This window comes from Sphingomonas sp. SDUR79 (assembly GCF_056821745.1).
The window spans coordinates 148,453-170,421 of record NZ_JBPDIN010000001.1 but is presented as its reverse complement, the minus strand read 5'-3'; the positions used below and the strand labels follow the sequence as shown (position 1 = coordinate 170,421).

The window sequence follows — 21,969 nt, the reverse complement described above, 5'->3', positions numbered from 1 at the left end:
ATGATCTGGATTGCCATCCGCATGCTCACCGGCGACGCCCAGAAATTCTATGGGCTGGTGTTCGGCATCGCCTTTTCGACCCTGCTCATCACCCAACAGCTGACGATCTTCGTCAACCTGCTCGAACGTGGGGCGAGCGCCGTGTTCAACGTTCCGGCCGCGGATATCTGGGTGATGGACCGGGTGAGCCGTACGACCGACGTCGCCTATCCGATGCCGAGCACCGCGCTCGACAAGGTCCGATCTGTCCCCGGGGTGGAATGGGCGGCGCCACATCTGCGCGCAGCCGCATCGGTGCGCACCGGCGACGGCGACCTTGAGGGCGTGGCGATCGTCGGGGTCGATGACGCGACGCTGATCGGCCTGCCGCGGCGGATGGCGGAAGGGAGCATCGATGTGCTTTCGCGTCCCGACACGGTGATCATCGACGATGTCGGCACCACCAACATGTTCGAGGATGGCCGCAGCCCGATCGGCGAGCGGCTTGAGCTCAACGACCAGCGCGCCGTTATCCGGGGCATCGCCGATGCGGTGCCGAGCTTTACCAGCCAGGTCACGCTCTACACCAAATACAGCCAGGCGCTGCGCTACGTGCCGGGTACGCGCAACCGGCTGTCGTTCGTGCTGGTGGGGGCCGCGCCGGGCGTGGATCATCAGCAGCTGGTCGCGCGGATCGAGGCGGAAACCGGCCTGCGCGCGCGCACCCGTGCGCAGTTCGCGCAGGACGGCATCGACTTCATCGTCGAAAATACCGGCATTCCGCTCAATTTCGGGATCACCGTCGCGCTGGGCTTCGTCGTGGGCGTGGCGATCGTCGGGCTGACCTTCAGCCTGTTCATCCGCGACAATATCAAGCAGTTCGGTGCGCTGAAGGCGATCGGTGTCGCCAATGGCACGATCCGCCGGATGGTTGCGGCGCAGGCGGGGTTGGTCGGCTTGATCGGCTATGGCCTGGGCGTGCTCGGGACCATCGCGTTCATCTGGAGCTTCTCCGCCGTCCCGACCTTCAAGGGCTTTTACATCCCGTGGCAGATCCCGTTGATCAGCCTTGCGGCAGTGGTGCTGATCCTTGCGCTGACCGGCTGGGTCGCGCTGCGCCGCGTGCTCAAGACCGAACCGGCCGCGGTGTTCCGGTGAGCGGCGCCATTCCCTCCCAGCCCGCGATCCGCACGCGCGGCGTTACCCGCGACTTCATGGCGGGGAGCCAGGCCATCACCGTGCTGCACGGAATCGATGTCGAGATCCGAGCTGGCGAGCTGACCTATCTCGTCGGGGAGAGCGGGTCGGGCAAGACCACACTGATCTCGATCATGTGCGGGATCCTCTATCCGACGCTGGGCGAGGTCGAGGTGTTCGGCACCGATATCTACCGCCTGTCGGACAGTGAGCTGGTGGCGTTCCGGCTGCGCAACATCGGTTTCATCTTCCAGCAATATAATCTGATCCCGTCGATCGATGCGGCGAGCAACGCCGCCGTGCCACTGATCGCGCAGGGCATGGCGCGGGCGGAAGCGCGTGAGCGCGCGGTCGAGATGCTCGCCGCGCTCAACATCGCCGATCAGGCAAACAAGCTGCCCAGCCAGCTGTCGGGCGGACAGCAGCAGCGTGTGGCGATCGCGCGCGCCCTCGTCCACCGCCCCCGGCTGGTGGTGTGCGACGAGCCGACCGCCGCGCTCGACGCCCGTTCGGGCCGGCGCGTGATGGACCTGCTGCGCGAGGTGGCGGTCGCGCCCGACCGCGCGTGTATCATCGTCACGCACGACAACCGGATCTTCGACCTCGCCGACCGCATCCTTCGGCTGGAGGACGGTTACATTACCCATGACGGTACGCATATGCCGGAGGACCATTGATGCCCGACTGGAAGCGGCTGAGCTTTGCCCGGACCATCCTGCCCCTGATCGCGGTGGCGAGCCTGGTGCTGGCTGCCCTGTTCATTTGGGCCGGCCTGCCCGACCGCAGCCCGAGCGCACCGCAGCGCGAGCCGGCCAAGGCGCCTCCCGCGCTCGCCATTGCCGACCGGGTTGCGGGGTCCGGGGTGGTCGAACCGTCGAGCGAAACGATCGATATCGGCGCGCCGCTGTCCGGGCTGGTCATGAGCGTCGCCGTCAGCCCCGGCGTGCGGGTGGTGGCGGGCCAGCCGCTGTTCTCGATCGACGACCGCGCGGTCCGCGCACAATTGGCCGAGGCGCTGGCCGCGATCGGCGAGGCCCGCGCCGCGATCGCCGAAGCGGGCAGCGCGCGCGCTACCGCCGAACGCCAGCTTGCGCTGTATCGCGCGGTGGACGACCCTGCCGCGGTCGCACGCGCGGAAATCGTGCGGGTCGAGGGCGAAGCCGCCGCCGCCGCACAGCGCGTCGCGCTCGCCCGCGCACGGCTTGCCGCAGCGCAGGCGCGGGCGGGAACGGCGCGGACCGAGATTGGTCGCCTGACCGTACGCGCGCCGATCGCGGGGGAAATCCTGACCGTCAACATCCGGCCTGGTGAGTTTGTCTCGACCATGGGCGGGACCAGCCAGCCATTTATCCAGATGGGCGCGACCGATCCGCTGCATGTGCGCATCGACATTGACGAGGAACAAGCCCCACGCGTGGCGCTGGGCGCTGCCGCAATCGTCTCGCCGCGGGGCGCCGCCACCCGGCGGGTTGAAGCCCGCTTCGTCCGGGCCGAGCCGCTGATCGTGCCCAAACGCTCGCTGACCAACAGCGCGCAGGAGCGGGTCGATGTGCGCGTGCTGCAGCTGATCTACGCGCTGCCCGAAACCAATGGCGCGTTTCGCGTCGGGCAACAGGTCGACGCGTTCATCCCGGCGCGCAAGGACGGCCAATGAGCCGGGGTAAGCGCCTCGCCGCGCTGACCTTGTCTGCGGCGCTTGCCGGTTGCGTGGCGGGACCCGCGCCCGAAGTCGCGACGCCGACGCCCGAACTGCCCGCGCGCTTTGCGATGATCCCGGCGGAGACGGGCGGAGCTGTCGCGGACCTGTTGCCGAACACCGATCCGGGGTTTCTGCGCCTGTCGCGCGAGGCATTGGTGAGCGCGCCCACGCTGGGCGAAGCGCTGGCGCGGATCGACGAGGCGCGTGCGCGGCTCGGGCGCGCCCAGGCGGAGGCACTGCCGACCATCGGTGGCAATGGCGCGGTGACCGGCACGCGCAGCAATCCCGACCAGTTCGGCGCGAGCCTGCCCCCCGGTGTCGAGATTGCCGCCGAGCGCGCGAGCTATGCCGCCAACCTGACCGCGCAATGGGACGTCGACCTGTTCGGGCGGGTGCGGGCGCAGCAGCGCGCGGCGCGGGCGCGACTCGACGCCGCCACCGCATCGGCACAGGCGGTGCGTATCGCGCTGGTAGGTGAGATCGCCGCATCCGTGATCGACTGGCGCACCGTGTCGGAGCGTCGCGCGGCGCTGACCGAGGATCTGGCGGCGGCCGAGCGGCTGGGCGCGCTAGCAGGCAGCCGGGCGCGCGCGGGGATCGTCTCCGGCCTCGATCCGGTGCAGGCACGCGCGCTGGCGGAAACTGCCCGGACCCGGCTGGCGGCGCTGGCGGGCGAAGAGGCGCGGCTGATCGGGCGGCTGACCACCCTCACCGCGCAGGATGCGGAGCGCGTGCGCGCGGCGCTGCGGATGCCGCCGCAGCCGGTGCTGGTCGATGCGGCGGAACTGCCCCCGCCAGCAGCAGCGGTCACCTATCCTGCCCCGCCCGCGCTGCCCGCGACGCTGTTACAGAACCGGCCCGACATTCTCGCGGCGGCGGCGACGCTGGAGGCGCAGGATGCGGACCTCGCGGCGGCGGCGCGGCGGCGCTTTCCCACGCTGCGGCTCGATGCGTCCTTGGGGCTGCTCGCCTTTGGCCTTGGCAATCTGTTCGACAGTGACTCGCTGGTGGGGTCGCTGGGCGCGTCGCTTGCCGCGCCGTTGCTCGATTTCGGGCGGATCGCGGCGGATATCGACGCGGCTGCGGCGGGCAAGCGTGCGGCGTTTCAGGCCTATCGCGGGGCGGTGTACACCGCGCTGGGCGAGGCCGAGGCCGCCTATGGCGTGATTGCCGCAGCGGACCGCGAGGAGCTATCCGCGCGGCGTGAGCTGATCGCGCTTGATCGCGCCGCCCGGCTGATCGCCGACCGCCAGCGCGCCGGCCTTGCCGACATGACGGCGCTGACGGAGGCGCGGCGGCAGGCACTCGCCAGTCGCGAACGCGCGGTCGCCGCGGAGGGGCGGGCCGCACGTGCGCGCGTCGTGCTGTGGCAGGCGCTGGGCGGCTCAACCGACGGCACGCCGCCTTAATATCCGAGCGGCATCGCGCCCTATCGGGTCGATCTTCCGTTTCGTTTCCGATTGGACGTCATGGGATCGGGCTTCGGCGGCGGTTTCCACCCGGGCGGAGGAACCGGCCGCTGCCGGCTCGTGCCAAGCCCCATGGCGCCCGGACGCTGGCGAACCAGGCCCGATGTATCCACCTCTTCAGTCTCTTCCGCGCTTGCTCCGCCGCGCATCAGATTGATGCGGTCACGAATGCGCTGCGCTTCCTCGAAATCGAGCGCGCTTGCCGCAGCAGCCATCTGTTGTTGCAGTTCCTCGATCGTGTCGGTCATCGATGGTCAACGCGCGGCGGGAACTTAAGGCTGCATTGCGCCTTAAAACCGGTCGTCGACGCGCCGTCGGGTTCGATCGCCCCCGAACGCACGCCGATGGATCGCCTGTTGCCCCACCATCGCCTCCAGCCCCGCGACGATCACGGCGAGCGCGGCATCGAGGTCGTTGCTCTTCCCGCACATGAAGATGTCGACACAAGCGGTGCCATATTCGGGCCAGGTGTGGATCGAGATGTGCGATTCCGCGAGCAGCGCCACCCCGGTGACACCGAATCCCGCGCCGAACTTGTGCAGTCGCACTTCGAGCAGAGTCGCCCCGGCTGCCTTGGCTGCATCGGTCAGGATGCGTTCGATACGATCGGCATCGTCGAGATGCGCGCCGTCGATCAGGTCGGCGATGAGGTGCCAGCCCTCGCCCGGCAGCATCCCGGTCATAACAGGCGCTCATGGCGGTAGGAGAGATGCGCCATCGCCGCTTCCGCCGCGCGGACGCCGTGATAATGCGCCTCTTCGAACAGCGACAATCCGCTGAGGTCGCTGTGCGCGGCCCAGATTGGAGCGGTGTCCCCGCCCCCCGCGCGGCGCAGAAAGCCCGGTGTCGGCCGCGCCATTGCATGCCCCCAGCGCCACAGGTCGATGCGGCGGATCGCCCCGTCGAGTTCGGGATTGGTCGTGAGCAGATCGTCGCGCACGATGCGCTTCCAGTCATCCGCCGGGCGCTCGACCAGCAATCGGCGCGCCGCGCCCGGGGCCATGTCCGATAGCGGGAGATACCAGGTAAGGACGGTCGCGCCCGGCTGCGCCGCCGGTCCCTGATGCGTTGCCACGACATAGCCGAGCGACTGGCTGCTTGCCGAGACATTGTCCCAGGCGAGCGGTACGCCGCGGCCCGACGGCAGTCGGTCGAGCGTGACATTGGCGACCAGCCATGGCGCATAGGTCAGCACCGGGTCAGGCGCGATGCCTGGACTGATCCGCGCGGCGACGAACTGTGGCATGGCCAGGATCGCGGCGCGGGCATTGAACCGGATGGTCTGGCCCGATGCGACGTCATAGCCATCCGCTTCGACCCCGTCCCCGCGCCGCGCGACACGGTGAACGATGATGCCCGGTCGGATACGGCCGCCGCAGCGCCGCGCCATCCCCTGCGTCAGCCGCGCATTGCCCTCCGGCCAGGTCAGCTCGTTGCCGCCCGCGCCATCCGCCGCCCAGCCGCGGCGACTGGCGAAATAATGGATGCCGGCCCAGGCGGAGACTTCGCCCGGCTCGGTCCCGTAATCGTCGCGCATCGCATAGCGGACATGACCGCGCAGCACCGGCGAGCGCCAGCCGCGCGCGTCGAGCCACGCGGCGAAGCTCTGCGTGTCGAGTGCGCGCAGTTCGGCATCGGTCGAGCTATAGGCCATGGGCACCGCAAAGGCGGGCTTGCCGTCGCGGCCGGTCTGGCGCGAAAACGCTGCCATCGCTGCCTCGAACGCGCGCAGGTCGGCTGTGTCCTGCGGCGTCAGGCCGGTGCGCGGGATCAGCCCTTCATGCCAGCGGCCCTGCCAAAAGATGCGCTCCTGCAAGTCGGCGCAGAGCTGGGCGGGATCATAGACCGGCACGCCATCGCGCTCGCCGGTGATCATGCCGAAATCACGCAACATCTTGCGCAGCGCCCCCGCCTCGCGATTGGGCACGGGCAGGTAATGCGCGCCGAGCGGATAGGCCGACACCGCATTGCGCCCGGCGCGCGCGTTGCCGCCGACGCTGTCCTCAAGCTCAAGCAACTGAAACCGGTCGAACCCGGCATCCATCAGCCGCCACCCGGCGGCCAGCCCCGCGACGCCGCCACCGGCGATCAGCAGGTCGACCTGCTCCTCGCGCGTCGGCGGGGGGAAACCGCCGTCGCGCAATCGGTGCCCGCGCGCCATGTCCGCGCCGTCGAGCTCGCCGGGCGGTAGTGGCGCAGGACGCGCCAGCGCGAATGCGCCGCCCGCCGCACAGGCCGCTACCGCGCCCGCCCCCAGCACGGTGCGGCGATCAGCTCTCATAGCGTGCCCAAGCCTTGCCGAATTCACGCACCAGAATCTGGTTGTCGAGCCGGTTCACCTCGGCCGGACGCCGCGCCATGTCGGGCGGAAAGGCGAAGAGCTGCCGCTCCACCGCCGGGGTCAGGAAACGCCCGCGCGGGAAGCGGCCTTCCATGGGAATGGTGCCCGCCGCGGCGAGGATGAAGCCCCATTCGCCGAAGCTCGGCACATAGGCATGATAGGGCCGCGTGGTCAGCCCGGCCGCCTCCATCGTCGCGGCGACGGTCCAATAGGCCTGCGGCGCAACCAACGGTGAGGTGCTCTGCACCGCGACCATCGCGCCGGGTGCCAGCAGGCGGACGAGGCTGCGGTAGAAGGTCTCGGTGTAGAGCTTCCCCACCGAGAAATCGACCGGATCGGGGAAATCGACGATCACCGCGTCATAGCGTCCGGTCGCTTCGCGCACCCAGCGGAACCCGTCGGCATTGACCACCGTCAGCCGTTTGTCGGTCAGCGCGCCGCCATTCAGCCGGGTGAGAAAGCCGCTCCGTGCGAACAGCTTGGTCATTGCCGGGTCGAGATCGACCAGGGTCACGCGCTCGACCGAGGGGTAACGCAGCACTTCGCGCGCGGCGAGCCCGTCGCCACCGCCCAGGATCAGCACGTTGCGCGGGCTGGCCACCCGTCCCATCGCCGGATGCACCAGCGCCTCATGATAGCGATATTCGTCGCGCGACGAGAATTGCAGGTTGCCGTTGAGATAGAGGCGGAGATCATCGTCGCGGCGGGTCAGCACGATGCGCTGGAACCGGCTCGATTCGGCATAGATCACCGGCTCCGAATAGCTCGCGACCTCGGCCCATTTCTGCAGCCGCTCGGCCCCCGCGAACCCTGCGGCGAGCGCGATCAGGATTACCACCGCCACCGCCTTTTCCAGCCCCAGCCGCGCCGCGCGCGGAAGGGTGATCAGCAGCGCGAGCGCGACCGCCGCGTTGGCAAATCCGAACAGGAACCCGGTGCGGATCATGCCGAGATGCGGCATCAGCACGAGCGGGAACAGCAGCGATGCGGCGAGCGCGCCGACATAGTCGAAGGTCAGGACGTTCGACACGACCTCACGGAAATCATAGCCGCGCAGGATGCGGATCAGCAGCGGGATTTCCAGCCCGACGAGGAACCCGATCGCGAGCACGATGCTGTACAGCGCGACTCGGAAATGATCGACCAGCGGGAACAGCAGGAACAGCGCCGCCGCCGAAAAGCCGCCGAGGATCGCGATCAGCAACTCGACCCGCACGAACAGGCGCAGTTCGTCGCGCTTCACATAGCGCGAACACCAGCTGCCGATGCCCATCGCGAACAGATAGCTGCCGATGACGGTCGAAAATTGCGTGACGCTGTCGCCGAGCAGATAGCTCGCCAGCGTGCTCGCCAGCAGCTCATAGATCAGGCCACAGGTCGCGACGACGAACGCCGATGCGAGCAACGCCGCGCCGGGGGCTGTGGGCTTGCGCAACTGGGGGGCGGGATCGCCCTCAGCCATGAATGGCGGCGGCGACGATGATCGCCAGCCCGATCGCGACCGCGCCGGCAAAGATCGCGACCGCGACATTCTGCTTCTTTTCGATCTCGTCCCACAATTTGCCGGGGGTGAGCACGTCGAGGATCACGAAACCGACCACGAAGACGACGATGCCGATCGCGGCATAGAGGATAGTGGCGAGAAATGCGGGAAGGGTGGTGACCATGTGCGTCTCCTATTTATGGGTGGGGCCATAGGCGCCGGCACGCGCGGCGCTGCGCCCGCCCTGCGCGAAGGGCGAATAGCCGAAGATGGCGGTGACGATGAACAGCGCCGCGACGAACAGGCACCATAGACCAAAGAGGAAGCTGCCGCGGGTCATTCGCTTTCCTTGAACAAGGCGGCGACCCCGATGGGATCGAAATCGCTCTCTGCCTGCCGTGCCTGTTCGAACCGGACATGGCGGGCAAAGCCCCAACCGAGCGGGATCAGAATGAAGATCAAGGCAATGATCAGGTTGGAGAAGTAGACGCCACCGCGCCGCACTTCCACCACCACTTCGGGCGCATCACCATTGGTGAGCCAGTCGGCTTGGCCCCAACCGCCCGGATTGTTCGAGGTCCAGCGATTGCCGCGATAATCGATCACCAGATCATAGGTGCCGCGCGGCACGCTCGCGATCGAAATTTCGGACTCGCGCGATCCTTCGCTCCAGTCGCCTTCATCGTCGCGGCCGGAATAGCGCTCCGCGACGCCATAGGCCTCATAGACGCGCTGCGTGGTGCGATCGACCAAGGCGTAGTCGAGATCGACCCAGCCATTTTCGAGGCGTGGCACGCGCGCGCGCAATTCGACCCGCTGCCACGGCTGGCCGAACGTCACCGACCCCAGCGTCACCGACTGGGCGGAGCCGTCGCGCGCGACCGGCAACACGCCGATATCGCTCCAGCGCCCGCCGCCCATGAAGATCGATACGACGACGAGGAACGCCATCGCCGCTAGCCCAAGCTTGAAACAGGTCGACAGCCAGCCGGCATGCGGCGACACCATATGCGGCGGCGGCGGCCAGGGATGGCGCTCCGCCTCCACCCCGAACGCCGTCTCGATCTCGCGCGGGGGCAGCAGCCGCGCGACCGACCAGCTGACCTCCTTGGCATTGGCTTCGCGCGACAGCGTCCAGCCGGGCGCGGCCCATTCGGAGGTGATCACCTGCTCGCCGATCGTGACCCGCCAGTAGAATTCGCCGAGCACGGCATCGACCCGCGCCTCGCGCTCCTTGAAGAAGCGGCGATAATGGCGGCCCCCGGCGCTCAGCGTATCATAGGTCACGAAGTCCGGGGTCGCGGTCAGCGTCTCGCCCAGGCTCCAGCTCTGCCCGTCGAAGATCAGCCAGCGATAGCCGTGATAGGGGTTGAACAGGAGATATTCTTCCCACGGATAGGCGCCGTTCATCGACCGGGCGAGCCACCCGATCGCTTCCCACTCGATCCCGTCGAGCGTACCGCGCGTGCCGAGCGGGATGTCGAGCGCACGCGTCATTTCGGCATAGCGCGTGACCAGCTTCACCAGCGGATCGGCGACGTCGAGGATGCTGCCGCACGACGGGCAGCCCGCCGTGACCGAATAACCCGCCGCGCGCAGCGTCACCCCCGACCCGCACGCCGGGCAATTGAGCGCGCGGACCGCCGGAGCGGGCGGCGGGGCGATGGCTTCGAGCTCAGCCGGCATAGTCGGGCAGGCTCCACCCATCGAACCGGCGCAGCCCGCGCGGGGCGAGCTCGGCCAGCGTCGCATAGCGACCGAGATAGAAGGTCGCGCTCGCGCCATCGCGCTGCAGCGATGCGCATTCGCCGCCGGGGCCCTTCAGGTCGACGCTGTATACCCGCCAGCCGGGCGGCGCGGTGAAGGGCAGCTCACCCTCAGCCGCGATGCACAGAACATCGCGGGCATCGGCGACATGCATCTTGACCCCGCCAATCTCGGCCGCTGTGCCGGGCCTGGCGTCTTCGCCGTTGATCACGTCCCGCAGCAGCTTTGCGCGCGCAGTCTTCAGCGGCGCTTCACGCAGCAGCATGAACTGCCCCATCGCCTCGCCCAGCCAGCCATGGCTGCCATCGTCCAGCAGCATCAGCCATTCGTTCCAGGCGCCATCGGTCCATGCCCAGCGCACACGACCGATCACCTGAAATCCGATGCCGTCGGCCATGCCGCGCATGCCGATCGTCACCGGGCTGACGTCGAACGGCAGCACCGCCGCCTCCCCCACCGCGCGCACCCCGTCGTCACTGCGCACCAGCATCGTTTGGCAATAGTCGCAGATGCGGCACGGCAGCGCCGACGAGCGGAACACGGCGTCGGCGCCGCAATTGGGACAGGCGATCGTCAGGCCCATCGGGTTCAGCGAATACGCCCGAGCAGTTCGGCCTTCTTGGTATCGTACTCAGCCTGGCCGATCGCGCCGATGGTGAGCAATTTGTGCAGCTTTTCGATCTGCGCAAAGGCGTCCTCGCCGCCGCCGGGCGCGGCACTGGCCGGGGTACCAGTCATCCCCGCCGCCATCTGCTGCCCAATCGCAAAGCCAGCCGCCGCGCCTGCGCCAGCGCCGGCGACACCGCCCGACTGGCCCGCCGCAGTCTCGATCGCCTGCGCGCTCTGGAACCGCACGAAGCGGTCGAGGTCGCCGACGACGCGCATCGAACTCGACTTGTCGAGCATCGCCTGGACATCTTCGGGCAGCGACAGGCTCTCGACGAAGAAGCTGGTGCAGGTGAGGCCCCATTGCGCAAAGGCAGGTTCGACCGCCGCGCGCAGCTTGTCCGACAGTGCGGCCTGATTGGCGGCCAGGTCCAGAAACGCGATCTCGCCGCCGCCAAGGCCCGTGGCGAGCGCGGTGGCGATGGCCGCGCGCAACTGCGGCTCAAGGTCGGCGGCGGTCAGCCTGTCGAGCGACCCCATCATCTTGACCGCAAATATCGCGACATCCTCGACCCGGAAGCTGTAGCTGCCAAATGCGCGCACCCGCAGCGGGCCGAATTCCTTGTCGCGCACCGTAATCGGCTGCTGCGTCCCCCATTTCAGGCCGGTCTGCTCCTTCTGTGAGAAGAAATAGACATCGGACTTGAACGGCGCGGCAAAGCCCTTGTCCCAGTTCAGCAGCGAGGTGAGGACCGGGAGGTTGGCGGTTTCGAGGGTGTGCAGCCCGGGCAGGAAGGCGTCGGCCAGCACGCCTTCATTATAGAACATCGCGGTCTGGCCGCTGCGCACGGTCAGCTGCGCGCCATTCTGGATCTCACGATCCTGCATCGGGTAGCGGATCGCGAGCACGCCCGGTTCGTCGACCCAGTCGATGACATCGACGAACTGCTTCGAAAGAAAATCGAAAATGCCCATGCACGCCTCCCTGAACCCCCACGCTACTAAGCTTGGGCGGCGACGGGAAGGAGTTTCGGCAACGGTTGCGGTGACGTGTGTGCGCGGACCGTGCGGCCGGGCTTGCCGATCACAGGGCGGATCATGCTATGCGTCGCGGCATGAGCCTCCATGTCGCGTCTCTGGTCGCTCTTGCGCTGATCGTCGTGATGTTCGCGGTCGCCGCGATGGTGGAGCGGAACGGGACCGAGCATCCCGACGCGCGCCTGCGCCGCCGGGCCTATACGCTGGCACTGGGCGTCTATTGCACAAGCTGGACCTTTTACGGCGCGGTCGGCAGCGCGGTCCGCGACGGGTGGAGCTATCTGCCCATCTATGCGGCGCCGGTCATCCTGCTGATCGCGGCACCGCGCTTCCTGCGCCGGTTGGCAGAAGCTGTCGCAGAAGAGCGCGCCACCACCGTGTCCGACTTCATCGCCGCGCGCTTCGGACATGACATCGTGGTCGCGCGGCTGGTGACGACAATCGCGCTGCTCGGCACCATCCCCTATATCGCGCTGCAACTGCGGTCGATCGGCGCAGCGCTGTCGATCGTCTCCGGCGCGGATGTCAGCGTGCCCGCCATGCTGGTCGCCGCCCCCCTGCTCGCTATCTTCGCCGCCTTGTTCGGCGCGCGCCGGTTCGAGCTTGCTGGGCGCAGCGAAGGACTCGTTTACGCCATCGCGCTCGAATCCGCGATCAAGCTGCTCGCCCTGCTGCTGGTCGCCGGGATCGCCATCACCGTGATCGTCAACGCCGACGCCGCAGCGATGCAGGCAGGACTCGCGCGATTTCAGCAGAGTTTCCGCGCGGATCGCATGTCGCTGGAAGTCGCGATCATCTTCCTGATCGCGATGCCCGCGATCATCGTGCTGCCCCGGCAATTCTACATGGGACTGGTCGAGGCGCGCCATCCCGACGATCTGGTGCGCGCGCGCTTCGGTCTTGCCGCATATCTTGCGGCGATGGCCGTGGTGATCCTGCCGATCGCCTTGGCGGGCACGATGCTGCTCGACCCGGGCGTTTCGCCCGATGTCTATGTTCTCGAGCTGCCCGCCGCGCAGGGGCACAGCCTGGTGCTCGCGGCGGCGCTGCTCGGCGGGGTCAGCGCCGCCGCATCGATGGCGATCGTCGATTCGACCGCGCTGGCGACCATGGTGTCGAACGACCTGCTGTTCCCCACATTGGTGCGCAGGCGCGTGCTGACCACCGCCAACACCTCGGGCCCGATGGGGCAGCGGATGCTGGTGCTGCGGCGCGCCACCATCCTCGCCATCATGCTGCTTGGCCTGGCATGGGCGCTGCTGGTGTCGTCGCAGGACTCGCTGGCGTCGATCGGCCTCATCGCCTTTGCCGCGATGGCGCAGTTCGTGCCGCACTTCATCCTCGCGGCCACAGGAAAGGGCCGCGATGCCCTGGCGGCGCGGGCGAGCCTGACAACGGGCCTCGTTTTCTGGCTCTACACATTGGCACTGCCGCCGGTGCTGCCCGACGGGGTGATGGCGGTGCTGCAGGGTGGGCTGGCCGACCCTACCAACTTGCTCGGCATCGGCTCTGCAACGCCGCTTACCCATGGCGTAATCTGGAGCGTCGGCGCGAACCTCCTCGTGTTTGGTGCCATCGCCGCACGCGGACTGAACCGGCCAACCTTTCCGCGCATGTTCGGCGGCGAAAAGCTGATCAGCAACCAGCGCGACCTGATCCAGCTGACCGGCAGTTTCGTGGGGCGCGAACAGGCGGAGCGGGCGTTCAGCGACATCGATCCGGCGGCGTCGGTCGACCGGCGCTCGGCCCGGCGCGCCCGCGCGCTGATCGCGCAAGTGGTGGGATCGTCATCCGCGCGCGCGCTGGTCGCATCGGCGCTGGCGGGCGGGAAGCTCAGCGTTCACGACGTGGCGCGCCTGCTCGACGAAGGCGGTGCCAGCCTGCAATTCTCGCGCAAATTGCTCGCATCGACGTTCGAGAATGTCGAGGCCGGCATCAGCGTCGTCGATGCGGACCTGAATCTGGTCGCATGGAATAATCGCTATCTCGACCTGTTCGATTACCCGCCGGACATGGTCTATGTCGGCGCGCCGGTCGCGGACCTGATCCGGCACAATGCGCGGCATGGCGACTTTGGCGATGGCGACATCGAAATGCATGTGCGCAAGCGTCTCGCCCATCTGCGCAACGGCCAGCCGCACCAGTTCGAACGCCAGCGGCACGATGGCAAGACGATCAAGACCGTCGGCGGCCCGATGCCCGGCGGCGGCTATGTCATGTCGTTTACCGACATCAGCGAGGAGGCGCGGATGCGCGCGACGCTGCGCACCACGCTGAACGAGCTGGAGCGCCGGGTCGAACAGCGCACCAGCGAGCTGCGTGATGCCAATGCGCGGCTGGCCGAGGCGGATCGCGACAAGACCCGCTTTCTCGCCGCCGCCAGCCACGACCTGCTGCAACCGCTCCACGCCGCCCGCCTGTTCACCAGCGCCCTGTCCCGCGAGGCGACGCCAGGACAGTCCGGCCTGCTGACCCAGGTCGATCAGGCGCTGCTGGCCGCCGAAGACCTGCTGCGCGCGCTGCTCGACATCAGCAAGTTCGATGCCGGCGGCGTGACGCCGGACCCGGTTGTCATCCCGCTCGGCCCGTTCCTGACCGAGCTTGCCGAGAGCTTTCGCCCGATGGCGGGGGACAAGGGGCTGGATCTGCGCCTGGCCCATCCGCGCGGGACCGTGCGGTGCGACGCCGGCCTGCTGCGCTCGGTGCTGCAGAACATTCTGAGCAATGCCTTGCGCTATACGGTAGCGGGCGGGGTGCTGATCGGCGTGCGCCGGCGGGGCGCGTTCTGGCGCATCGATATCGTCGACACCGGCGTCGGCATCGCGCCGTCGCAGCTCTCCCAGATCTTTGCCGAGTTCAGGCGGCTCGGCACGATCGAGACCGAGGGTCTGGGGCTGGGCCTGGCGCTGGTGCGCCGGATCGTCCCGTTGATCGGCGGACAGCTCGATGTCCGCTCGCGCCCCGGTCATGGCAGCTGCTTCAGCCTGTCGCTGCCCGCCCATGCGGATGCGCCTGTGGTGCCGCCAGCACCGGTCGAACCGGACGCGCCGGTGCGATCGCTCAGCGTGCTGGTCGTCGATGATGACCCGCGTATCGTTGCCGCCAGTGTCGCGCTGCTCGAAGCGCTCGGCCATCGTGCGATCGGCGTCCGCAGCGCCGGTGACGCGTTGACGGTGGCCGATCGCATCGATGCTGCGCTGGTCGATTATCAGCTTGGCGGCCCGCTGTCCGGCCTTGCCCTGATCGGCCAGCTGCGTGCGCGTTATGCCGATCTCCCCGCGCTGCTGGTCACCGCCGAAGCCGGACCCGAGATCCGCGCGCAAGCGGCGGCGCTGGGCGTCGATGTCCTTGCCAAACCGGCCAATCCCGCAGCGATCGAAGCCTTTCTGCGCGAGGCTTCAGCCGCGCAGATCGATCCCGAGTGACCGCGCGACCAGCGCCGCCTGGGTCCGGGTCCGCACATCCAGCTTGCGCATGATCGCGGTCATATGCACCTTCACCGTCGCCTCGCTGATATCCAGGCGATGCGCGATCTGCTTGTTCAACTGTCCGTCGAGCACCGCCAGCAGCACCTTGAGCTGCATCGGCGTGAAGCTGGCCACGGTCGCCCGCACCTGATCCACCGGTTGCTCCTGCACATCGACCGGGGACGGGACTGGATTGGCGAGCGCGGCGGCAATCGCCGCTTCGATCGCGTCCAGGTCGCTACCCTTGTGCAGATACCCGATCGCGCCGAACGCCCGCGCCTGCGCCGCAGCCTCAGGGCCGGAACTCGAAACGACCAGGATCGGTACCTCGGGACGCTCGGCATGAAGCAAGGCGATCCCTGAATAGCCGACTGCCCCCGGCATTTTCAGATCGAGCAGGATGAGCTTCAATCCCTCGGCGCGGGCTGCGGCGGTGGCTGCGCCGTCGATCGTGCCCGATTCGATGATGGTCGCGTCGGGCAGGACATGTTGCACGGCAAGGCGCAAGGCCTGGCGGAACAGGGGATGGTCATCGGCAATGAGAACGGATTGCGTCACGCCTGCTTCCCTCCACGGTGCCGACAGCTACCGCCGAACGGTCGACAAGTCACGCAATCCGGCACATTTTCTTGCGCAATCATATCCCCGCGCAAGCCGCTCCGCCGGTGCATGATGTCATACATCTACGACCATTGTCGTAATGACTTTCGGCGCGACCACCGCCATGATCGTCGCCGCCTCGAACTGCGGTTGCAGGATAGAAGGCGGATCGATCAGGAGAGTTGAGCGCGCATGGCTACCCCGGCTTCAGACATGCCCAAGCATCACAAGGCAACCCAGAGCGAGAAGCTGGTCATTACCGCCTCGTCGCTGGGGACGGTGTTCGAATGGTATGACTTCTACCTCTACGGGCTGCTGGCGACGATCATCTCGGCGCAGTTCTTTTCGGGTGTGAACGAGACCACCGGCTTCATCTTCGCGCTCGCAGCGTTCGCGGCGGGCTTTGCGGTGCGTCCGTTCGGGGCGCTGGTATTCGGACGGATCGGCGATCTGGTCGGGCGCAAGAATACCTTCCTCGTCACCATGGGCCTGATGGGCTTTGCGACCTTCGTCGTCGGCCTGCTGCCGTCCTATGCCACGATCGGCGTTGCGGCGCCCGTGCTGCTGATCCTGATGCGGCTGATCCAGGGCTTGGCGCTGGGCGGCGAATATGGCGGCGCGGCGACCTATGTCGCCGAGCATGCGCCGAACAACAAGCGCGGCCTGTACACCAGTTTCATCCAGACGACCGCGACGCTCGGCCTGTTCGCCGCGCTGCTGGTGGTCATCGGCACCCGCACCTTGGTTGGTGAAGAGGCGTTCCGCGACTGGGGCTGGCGCGTGCCGTTCCTCGTTTCGATCATCCTGCTCGGCGTGTCGCTGTGGATCCGGATGCAGCTTGAAGAGAGCCCGGTCTTCAAGAAGATGAAGGAAGAGGGCAAGACGTCAAAGGCGCCGCTGACCGAGGCATTTGCCAAATGGGGCAACCTCAAACTGGTGCTGATCGCGCTGCTTGGCGCAGTCGCGGGGCAGGCGGTGGTCTGGTACACCGGCCAATTCTACGCGATGTTCTTCCTTGAAAAGATGCTGATGGTCGATGGTGCGACCACCAACATCCTGATCGCCATCGCACTCGCCATCGGCACGCCCTTCTTCATCTTCTTCGGGTGGCTGTCGGACAAGATCGGGCGCAAGCCGATCATCATGGCGGGCTGCGCGCTCGCAGTGCTGACCTATTTCCCGGCATTCCAGGCGCTGTCGTCGGCGGCCAACCCAGCGCTCGCCCGCGCCGCCGCGACCGCGCCGGTCACGGTGGTTACGAACGATGCGGACTGCTCGCTGCAGTTCGATCCGGTCGGCGGCAACAAGTTCGACAGCAAGAGCTGTGACATCGCCAAGGCGTTCCTCGCCAAGAATGCGATCAGCTACAGCTCGGTCGAGGCACCCGCTGGCGCGATCGCGCAGGTGAAGATCGGCGATGCAACCTTCACCGCGCCTGATCCGGCGCAGGTGACCGGAGCGGACCGCAAGGCTGCAATCACGGCGTTCCAGGGCGAGCTGAAGGCCGCACTGACGACCGCCGGCTATCCGTCCAAGGCCGATCCCGCGCAGATCAACAAGCCGCTGGTAGTGGCGATCCTCACCTGGCTCGTGCTGCTGGTGACGATGGTCTATGGCCCGATCGCGGCGATGCTGGTCGAGCTGTTCCCGACCAAGATCCGCTACACCTCGATGTCCTTGCCCTATCATATCGGCAATGGCTGGTTCGGCGGGTTCCTGCCGACCACGGCCTTCGCGATGGTCGCGGCGACCGGGGATATCTATTACGGGCTGTGGTATCCGATCGTGGTCGCCGGGCTGACCCTGATCATCGGGCTGCTGTTCCTGCCCGAAACGTTCCGCAAAAATATCGACGAATAGCCGGAAGGCGCAGGCCGATTTCCTGCGCCGCGAAATGACACCGGTATCACGAAGTATAGAGAATTGGGGAGAGACCAAATGACCAACTTCGCACGTGCGGCCCGGATCGCCGCGGTCAGCTCGACAGCATGGCTCGCCATTGCTCTGGCACCATCCGCCTACGGCCAGACGGACGCCACGCCTGCAGATGAACCGGAGGCGGAGGAAGAGGTCGTCGTCACCGGCATTCGTGCATCGCTGGAAAACGCGCTCGATATCCGCCGCAAGGCCGATGTCATCCTCGACGGCATTTCCGCCGACGATATCGGCAGCACCCCCGACCTCAACCTCGGCGAAGCGCTGCAGCGCATTCCCGGCGTCCAGATCAACCGCTCAGCCGACCGGCGCGATGCGTCGATCAGCGTGCGTGGGCTTCCCAGCCAATATACCAAGACGACGGTGATGGGGCAGAGCATCGCCACGCCGACCTTCGGCACGCGCGGCAACGGCAATCCGTTCGGTATCTTCGACGCGGCGATCTTCAGCGGCGCCGACGTGATCAAGTCATTCACCGCCGAGATTCCGGCGGGCGGCCTCGCCTCGAACGTCGACCTGCGCCTGCGCTCCGCCCTGTCGCGCAAGGAAGGCTTCGTCGCCCGCGCCGAGCTGCAATATGAAGAGACGACCGAGGACGCCAATCCCGGTTACTTCCTGTCGGCGGTCAAGCGCATCACGCCCAATTTCGGGGTCTATGCCACCGGCTCCTACGCCAAGCAGAGCTTTCGCCGCGACACGATCCGGGTCAATTCCTACACCTCCTTCACCCAGGCCCGCCTTAACCAGCTGGCGGCGACCAACCCCGCTTTCGCGATTCCCGCGACCGATGCCGGCGGCGTGCCCAACGATGTTGTCTTCCCGTCGGAAGTGCGGCAGATTTCGCAGACCAACCAGGGCTATCGCCTGTCCGGCGGCGCGGGCATGGAGTGGGAGATTTCCGATGCGCTGAAGGTGCGTGTCGACGGTATCTACACCCGCCGTGACCTGTCCGACGCCAATCTCGACCTGCTGATCGCTTTCCCGCAGGATGCGACCGGCATCGTCACGCCGCTGTCGGCTCCGGTCGCGCTGGGCACGTTCGACCGCGGCTCCAACGGGTCGGTCGAAAATGTCTATGTCGTCAACAACATCGCCGCGAGCGATTTTGCGATCCCGATCGGCAACCGCAACTTCCCCTCGATCGACCAGAGCTGGGCGATCTACCCCCAGGTCAATTTCCGTAACGACGATTGGGCGGTCGATTTCGTCGGCACCTGGTCCAAGGCGGTCGGCGACAAGCGCGAGTTCCTGTACGAACAGCGCATCCAGCCTAATACCGGCCGCGCCGATGCCAATGGCGACGGGATCGATGACGCGGGCAACGGCGCCTATGCAATCATCAACACCGGCCTTGGCAATTATAACGACTTCCTGTTCGACCTGACGGTGCCGAGCGCGCTGCTGAACGTTGGCAACGGCACCTACACGGTCAGTGCGGGCAACGCGATCCAGGCGCGCAACTCGACCCGCCCGCAAAACGTCGTGTTCACCGCCAGCGGCAATGGCGTGCGCGTCAAGCGCGACATGCTCGCCGCCGATTTCAAGGTCGAGCGCTTCGTCGATTTCGGCCCGTTCACCAGCGTCAAGGTGGGTGCCTATTATCAGCGCGAGACGGCGGACCAGACGCTGCAGGAAAACGCCAATATCGGCACGCAGCTCAACAACCTGACCAACAACATCTTCCGCCTGAACGACGCCGTTACCTCGGGCGGCACCTTCTTCGGCGGCGGCGCGCCGGGGGCGGAGTTCGGCAATTTCTACTCGCTCAACATCCGCAATATCGAAGCGGCGATCTACCCGGTTCTCAATACGATCCCGCCCGGCGTGACCTTCGCGCCGACCGCCGCACAGCTCGCCGTCTTCTTCCCCGAGCTGACCCCGGCGGCGCGCAGCCGGATCACCTATGCCAACATCCTTGCGCTCGCCCCGCGCAACTCGCTGACCGGCTTTGTCCAGCGTTTCCCGCTGAACCGCGTCGAGGGACAGAACTTCAATTCCGAACGCGACAATCTTGAGCTGTTCGCGATGACCAAGTTCGATCTGGAGCAGTGGAAGGGGCTGCCGCTGCGCGGCAATATCGGCATGCGCTATGTCCGCTCGAACCTGTCGGGCGTGACCCGCGACCAGGCGCTCGATTTCTATACCGCGCTCGGCTTTACCGAAGCCGATTTCCGGCCCGGCTATTTCCTCCCGCCGGAACCGGCAACGGGCAAGTACAGCGCCTGGCTGCCCTCGGCCAACCTGATCTATGAGATCACGCCGAAGCTGGTGGCGCGCGCGGCCTATTACGAAACCTTCGAGGCCTTTGACCTGGTCGAATTCAGCCCGGCGCCGACCCGTATCCTTGAAGACGTCGATCCCGATGCAGGTGACACGGTCAATTCGGTGCGGATCGACGTCAACCGCTTCGGCCTGCAACCGCGCAGCTCGCGCGCGTTCGACCTTGGCATCTCGTGGTATAACCGCCCGGGAAGCGTGATCGCGATCGGCTATTTCAACAAGCGGGTGACCAACGACATCCTCACCCTCAACAATTTCTGCCCGGCGGGACAGAGCTTCACGATCGAGGGGCAGACCTTTGGCCCGCTATTCATCGACGGGTCGGGCCGGTGCCGCATCGATCAGGGTCAGGCGATCGAGACCGCCAACCAGCGCATCATCATCAACCAGATCGTGAACAACCCCGATGCTATCACGGTCAACGGGCTGGAATTCCAGATCCAGCAGCGCTTCGACTTCCTGCCCGGCTTCCTGCGCAATACCGGCGGCGTATTCAACTACACCCGCGTCCGCTCGGGCGGGGCCAACGGCACCAAGCTCTACAATGTCGCCAACGACACCTACAACATCATCGGCTATTATGAGGACAGCCTCGTCCAGCTGCGCATGGCATATAATCACGCATCGGACATCGAGCTGGCGGGCGGGTCGACCTTTACCGGCAGCGCCAGCCGCGTGCGGCCGCGGGGGCAGCTCGACTTCTCCGGCGCGCTCAAGCCGAGCAAGTGGCTCGAACTGCGGCTGGAGGTGTACAACATCACCAATTCGCGGCGTGAGGAATATGAAGGCGATCCGCGCCTCAATCGCGTTGCCGATTTCGATGGCCGGACTGGAGCGGTCAGCGTGACGGTGAAGTTCTGATGCGCGGCGCGGCAATACTTGCGGGAGTGTTGCTCGCCGTAGCGCCCGCCGCTGCTGCCCCGTCGCTGTCACAGTGCAAGGGCGCGGACGGCTATCTCGCCAGCGGGCAGCGCACCTTTTTGTGGCGGCCCGAATGGCTGGCGGCGCAGCGAGCCGCCGCTACCAGCGACGCGGCATTGCGCCAGCGGCTGATCCGTGGCGCGGATGCCGCGCTGCGCCGTGGCCTATACAGCGTGACCGAAAAGCCGCGCGCGGCGGGCAGCGGCGACAAGCGCGACTATCTGTCGATCGGTCCCTATTGGTGGCCGGACGCGTCGAAACCCGATGGCGAACCCTATCGCCGCCGCGACGGGCAAGTGAACCCCGAACGCAACGGCGAGCGGTTCGACGTGCAGCGGCTCGGTGCTTTTAGCCGCGATGTCGAGACGCTCGCGCTGGCATGGCACGCGACCGGCGACGCGCGTTACGCCGAGCATGCGGCAAAGCTGCTGCGCGCCTGGTTCGTCACCGCCGAAACGCGGATGAACCCCAATCTCGACTATGCGCAGGCGGTGCCGGGTGCGTCAGCTGGCCGCCCAGAGGGCATCATCGAAGCGACGCGGCTGGTCCCGGTGATCGAGGCGATCGGCGTGCTTGGTCCCAGCAAGGCGATCAGCGCGACCGACCAGCGCGCGATCGAAGGCTGGTTCGCGGATTTTGCTACGTGGCTGGCGACCAGCCCCAACGGCAAGGGGCAGCGCGCGGCAAAGAACAATCACGGCGTCTATTACGACATGCTGCTCGGCCAGTTCGCGCTGTTCGCGCGGATGGACAGCGTGACCCAGCGACTGGCACAGGATTTCCTCACCCGTCGCCTCGGCCCACAGATCGACGCCGTTGGCACCCTCCCCGCCGAAACCGCCCGCACGCGCAGCTGGCATTATTCCGCCTTCACGCTGCGCGCCGGGGTGCAGATGGCGATGCTCGGCGAATGTGTCGGCGTCGATCTGTGGCAGGGCGATACGAAATCCAATCCGCTGCGGCGGGGGGTCGAGTATCTTGCGGGCTATCGTGCCAAGCTCGACGCCTGGCCGTTCAAGGATATCGACCTTGCCGACCCCGGTCGCCGGGCGCGGGCGATGACCGAGAGTGACACGATGCTGACCCTCGCTGCCTGGGGGTTCCGCGACGCGCGGCTGATGCCGCCTGAAGTGCCCGCTGCCGACGCCGGCTGGCTGGTCCCCTATCCGCGCTGAACGAACGAGAAT

The 21,969-nt window shown here is 66.9% G+C and carries 18 protein-coding genes; 8 read left to right on the top strand and 10 right to left on the bottom strand.

Going from position 1 to position 21,969, the window contains the following annotated elements; translation table 11 throughout:
- The 4 genes from ACRYLO_RS00730 to ACRYLO_RS00715 are packed head-to-tail and all read left to right on the top strand — an operon-like array spanning position 1 to position 4,284.
- Complete coding sequence (locus ACRYLO_RS00730) at positions 1 to 1,137, top strand: ABC transporter permease (RefSeq protein ID WP_482658436.1); 1,137 nt, start codon at positions 1 to 3, stop codon at positions 1,135 to 1,137.
- The gene (locus tag ACRYLO_RS00725; protein WP_482658435.1) at positions 1,134 to 1,853 is read left to right on the top strand and encodes an ABC transporter ATP-binding protein; all 720 of its coding nucleotides are present in this window, start codon (positions 1,134 to 1,136) and stop codon (positions 1,851 to 1,853) included. The genes ACRYLO_RS00730 and ACRYLO_RS00725 overlap by 4 nt, the downstream gene beginning before the upstream one ends.
- Positions 1,853 to 2,830: an efflux RND transporter periplasmic adaptor subunit gene (locus tag ACRYLO_RS00720; RefSeq protein WP_482658434.1), complete on the top strand. Its 978-nt coding sequence runs from the start codon at positions 1,853 to 1,855 to the stop codon at positions 2,828 to 2,830. Before ACRYLO_RS00725 ends, ACRYLO_RS00720 begins: the two co-directional genes overlap by 1 nt.
- Positions 2,827 to 4,284: an efflux transporter outer membrane subunit gene (locus ACRYLO_RS00715; protein WP_482658433.1), complete on the top strand. Its 1,458-nt coding sequence runs from the start codon at positions 2,827 to 2,829 to the stop codon at positions 4,282 to 4,284. The genes ACRYLO_RS00720 and ACRYLO_RS00715 overlap by 4 nt, the downstream gene beginning before the upstream one ends.
- 20 nt (positions 4,285 to 4,304) lie before the next feature.
- On the opposite strand, the gene ACRYLO_RS00710 is transcribed toward ACRYLO_RS00715, so the two are convergent.
- From ACRYLO_RS00710 to ACRYLO_RS00670, 9 genes are read right to left on the bottom strand one after another with little or no spacing between them, the layout of a single operon-like run.
- Complete coding sequence (locus ACRYLO_RS00710; protein ID WP_482658432.1) at positions 4,305 to 4,592, bottom strand: UvrB/UvrC motif-containing protein; 288 nt, start codon at positions 4,590 to 4,592, stop codon at positions 4,305 to 4,307.
- A gap of 42 nt (positions 4,593 to 4,634) precedes the next feature.
- The gene (speD, locus tag ACRYLO_RS00705; RefSeq protein WP_482658431.1) at positions 4,635 to 5,027 is read right to left on the bottom strand and encodes an adenosylmethionine decarboxylase; all 393 of its coding nucleotides are present in this window, start codon (positions 5,025 to 5,027) and stop codon (positions 4,635 to 4,637) included.
- Positions 5,024 to 6,625, bottom strand: coding sequence for an FAD-dependent oxidoreductase (locus ACRYLO_RS00700; RefSeq protein WP_482658430.1), 1,602 nt, complete (start codon positions 6,623 to 6,625; stop codon positions 5,024 to 5,026). Before ACRYLO_RS00700 ends, speD begins: the two co-directional genes overlap by 4 nt.
- Complete coding sequence (locus ACRYLO_RS00695) at positions 6,615 to 8,147, bottom strand: polyamine aminopropyltransferase (RefSeq protein WP_482658429.1); 1,533 nt, start codon at positions 8,145 to 8,147, stop codon at positions 6,615 to 6,617. The genes ACRYLO_RS00700 and ACRYLO_RS00695 overlap by 11 nt, the downstream gene beginning before the upstream one ends.
- Positions 8,140 to 8,352 carry a DUF350 domain-containing protein gene (locus ACRYLO_RS00690; RefSeq protein WP_482658428.1) on the bottom strand — a complete coding sequence of 71 codons (213 nt, stop codon included), beginning with the start codon at positions 8,350 to 8,352 and terminating at the stop codon, positions 8,140 to 8,142. Before ACRYLO_RS00690 ends, ACRYLO_RS00695 begins: the two co-directional genes overlap by 8 nt.
- 9 nt (positions 8,353 to 8,361) lie before the next feature.
- Entirely contained in the window at positions 8,362 to 8,508 is a 147-nt protein-coding gene (locus ACRYLO_RS00685; RefSeq protein WP_294017722.1) for a hypothetical protein, read from the bottom strand.
- Positions 8,505 to 9,854: a DUF4178 domain-containing protein gene (locus ACRYLO_RS00680; protein ID WP_482658427.1), complete on the bottom strand. Its 1,350-nt coding sequence runs from the start codon at positions 9,852 to 9,854 to the stop codon at positions 8,505 to 8,507. The genes ACRYLO_RS00685 and ACRYLO_RS00680 overlap by 4 nt, the downstream gene beginning before the upstream one ends.
- A complete protein-coding gene (locus ACRYLO_RS00675; RefSeq protein WP_482658426.1) occupies positions 9,844 to 10,518 on the bottom strand; it encodes a DUF4178 domain-containing protein in 675 nt (224 codons plus the stop codon). The genes ACRYLO_RS00680 and ACRYLO_RS00675 overlap by 11 nt, the downstream gene beginning before the upstream one ends.
- A 5-nt stretch (positions 10,519 to 10,523) precedes the next feature.
- Positions 10,524 to 11,516 carry an SPFH domain-containing protein gene (locus ACRYLO_RS00670; protein WP_482658425.1) on the bottom strand — a complete coding sequence of 331 codons (993 nt, stop codon included), beginning with the start codon at positions 11,514 to 11,516 and terminating at the stop codon, positions 10,524 to 10,526.
- A gap of 140 nt (positions 11,517 to 11,656) precedes the next feature.
- Between ACRYLO_RS00670 and ACRYLO_RS00665 the strand changes: the two genes are divergently transcribed.
- Complete coding sequence (locus tag ACRYLO_RS00665; protein ID WP_482658424.1) at positions 11,657 to 15,004, top strand: hybrid sensor histidine kinase/response regulator; 3,348 nt, start codon at positions 11,657 to 11,659, stop codon at positions 15,002 to 15,004.
- Here the strand turns inward: ACRYLO_RS00665 and ACRYLO_RS00660 are convergent.
- A complete protein-coding gene (locus ACRYLO_RS00660) occupies positions 14,978 to 15,604 on the bottom strand; it encodes a LuxR C-terminal-related transcriptional regulator (RefSeq protein WP_482658423.1) in 627 nt (208 codons plus the stop codon). The two genes, ACRYLO_RS00665 and ACRYLO_RS00660, sit on opposite strands and share 27 nt — an antisense overlap.
- A 234-nt stretch (positions 15,605 to 15,838) precedes the next feature.
- On the opposite strand from ACRYLO_RS00660, the gene ACRYLO_RS00655 reads away from it, so the two are divergent.
- The 3 genes from ACRYLO_RS00655 to ACRYLO_RS00645 all read left to right on the top strand — a co-directional run bounded on the left by ACRYLO_RS00655 (position 15,839) and on the right by ACRYLO_RS00645 (position 21,957).
- Positions 15,839 to 17,506 (top strand): MFS transporter, encoded by a 1,668-nt coding sequence (locus ACRYLO_RS00655; protein WP_482658422.1) that lies wholly within the window; start codon positions 15,839 to 15,841, stop codon positions 17,504 to 17,506.
- Positions 17,507 to 17,584: 78 nt separating this feature from the next.
- Positions 17,585 to 20,722 (top strand): TonB-dependent receptor, encoded by a 3,138-nt coding sequence (locus tag ACRYLO_RS00650; protein ID WP_482658421.1) that lies wholly within the window; start codon positions 17,585 to 17,587, stop codon positions 20,720 to 20,722.
- Complete coding sequence (locus tag ACRYLO_RS00645) at positions 20,722 to 21,957, top strand: alginate lyase family protein (RefSeq protein WP_482658420.1); 1,236 nt, start codon at positions 20,722 to 20,724, stop codon at positions 21,955 to 21,957. Before ACRYLO_RS00650 ends, ACRYLO_RS00645 begins: the two co-directional genes overlap by 1 nt.
- Positions 21,958 to 21,969 lie beyond the last annotated feature (12 nt).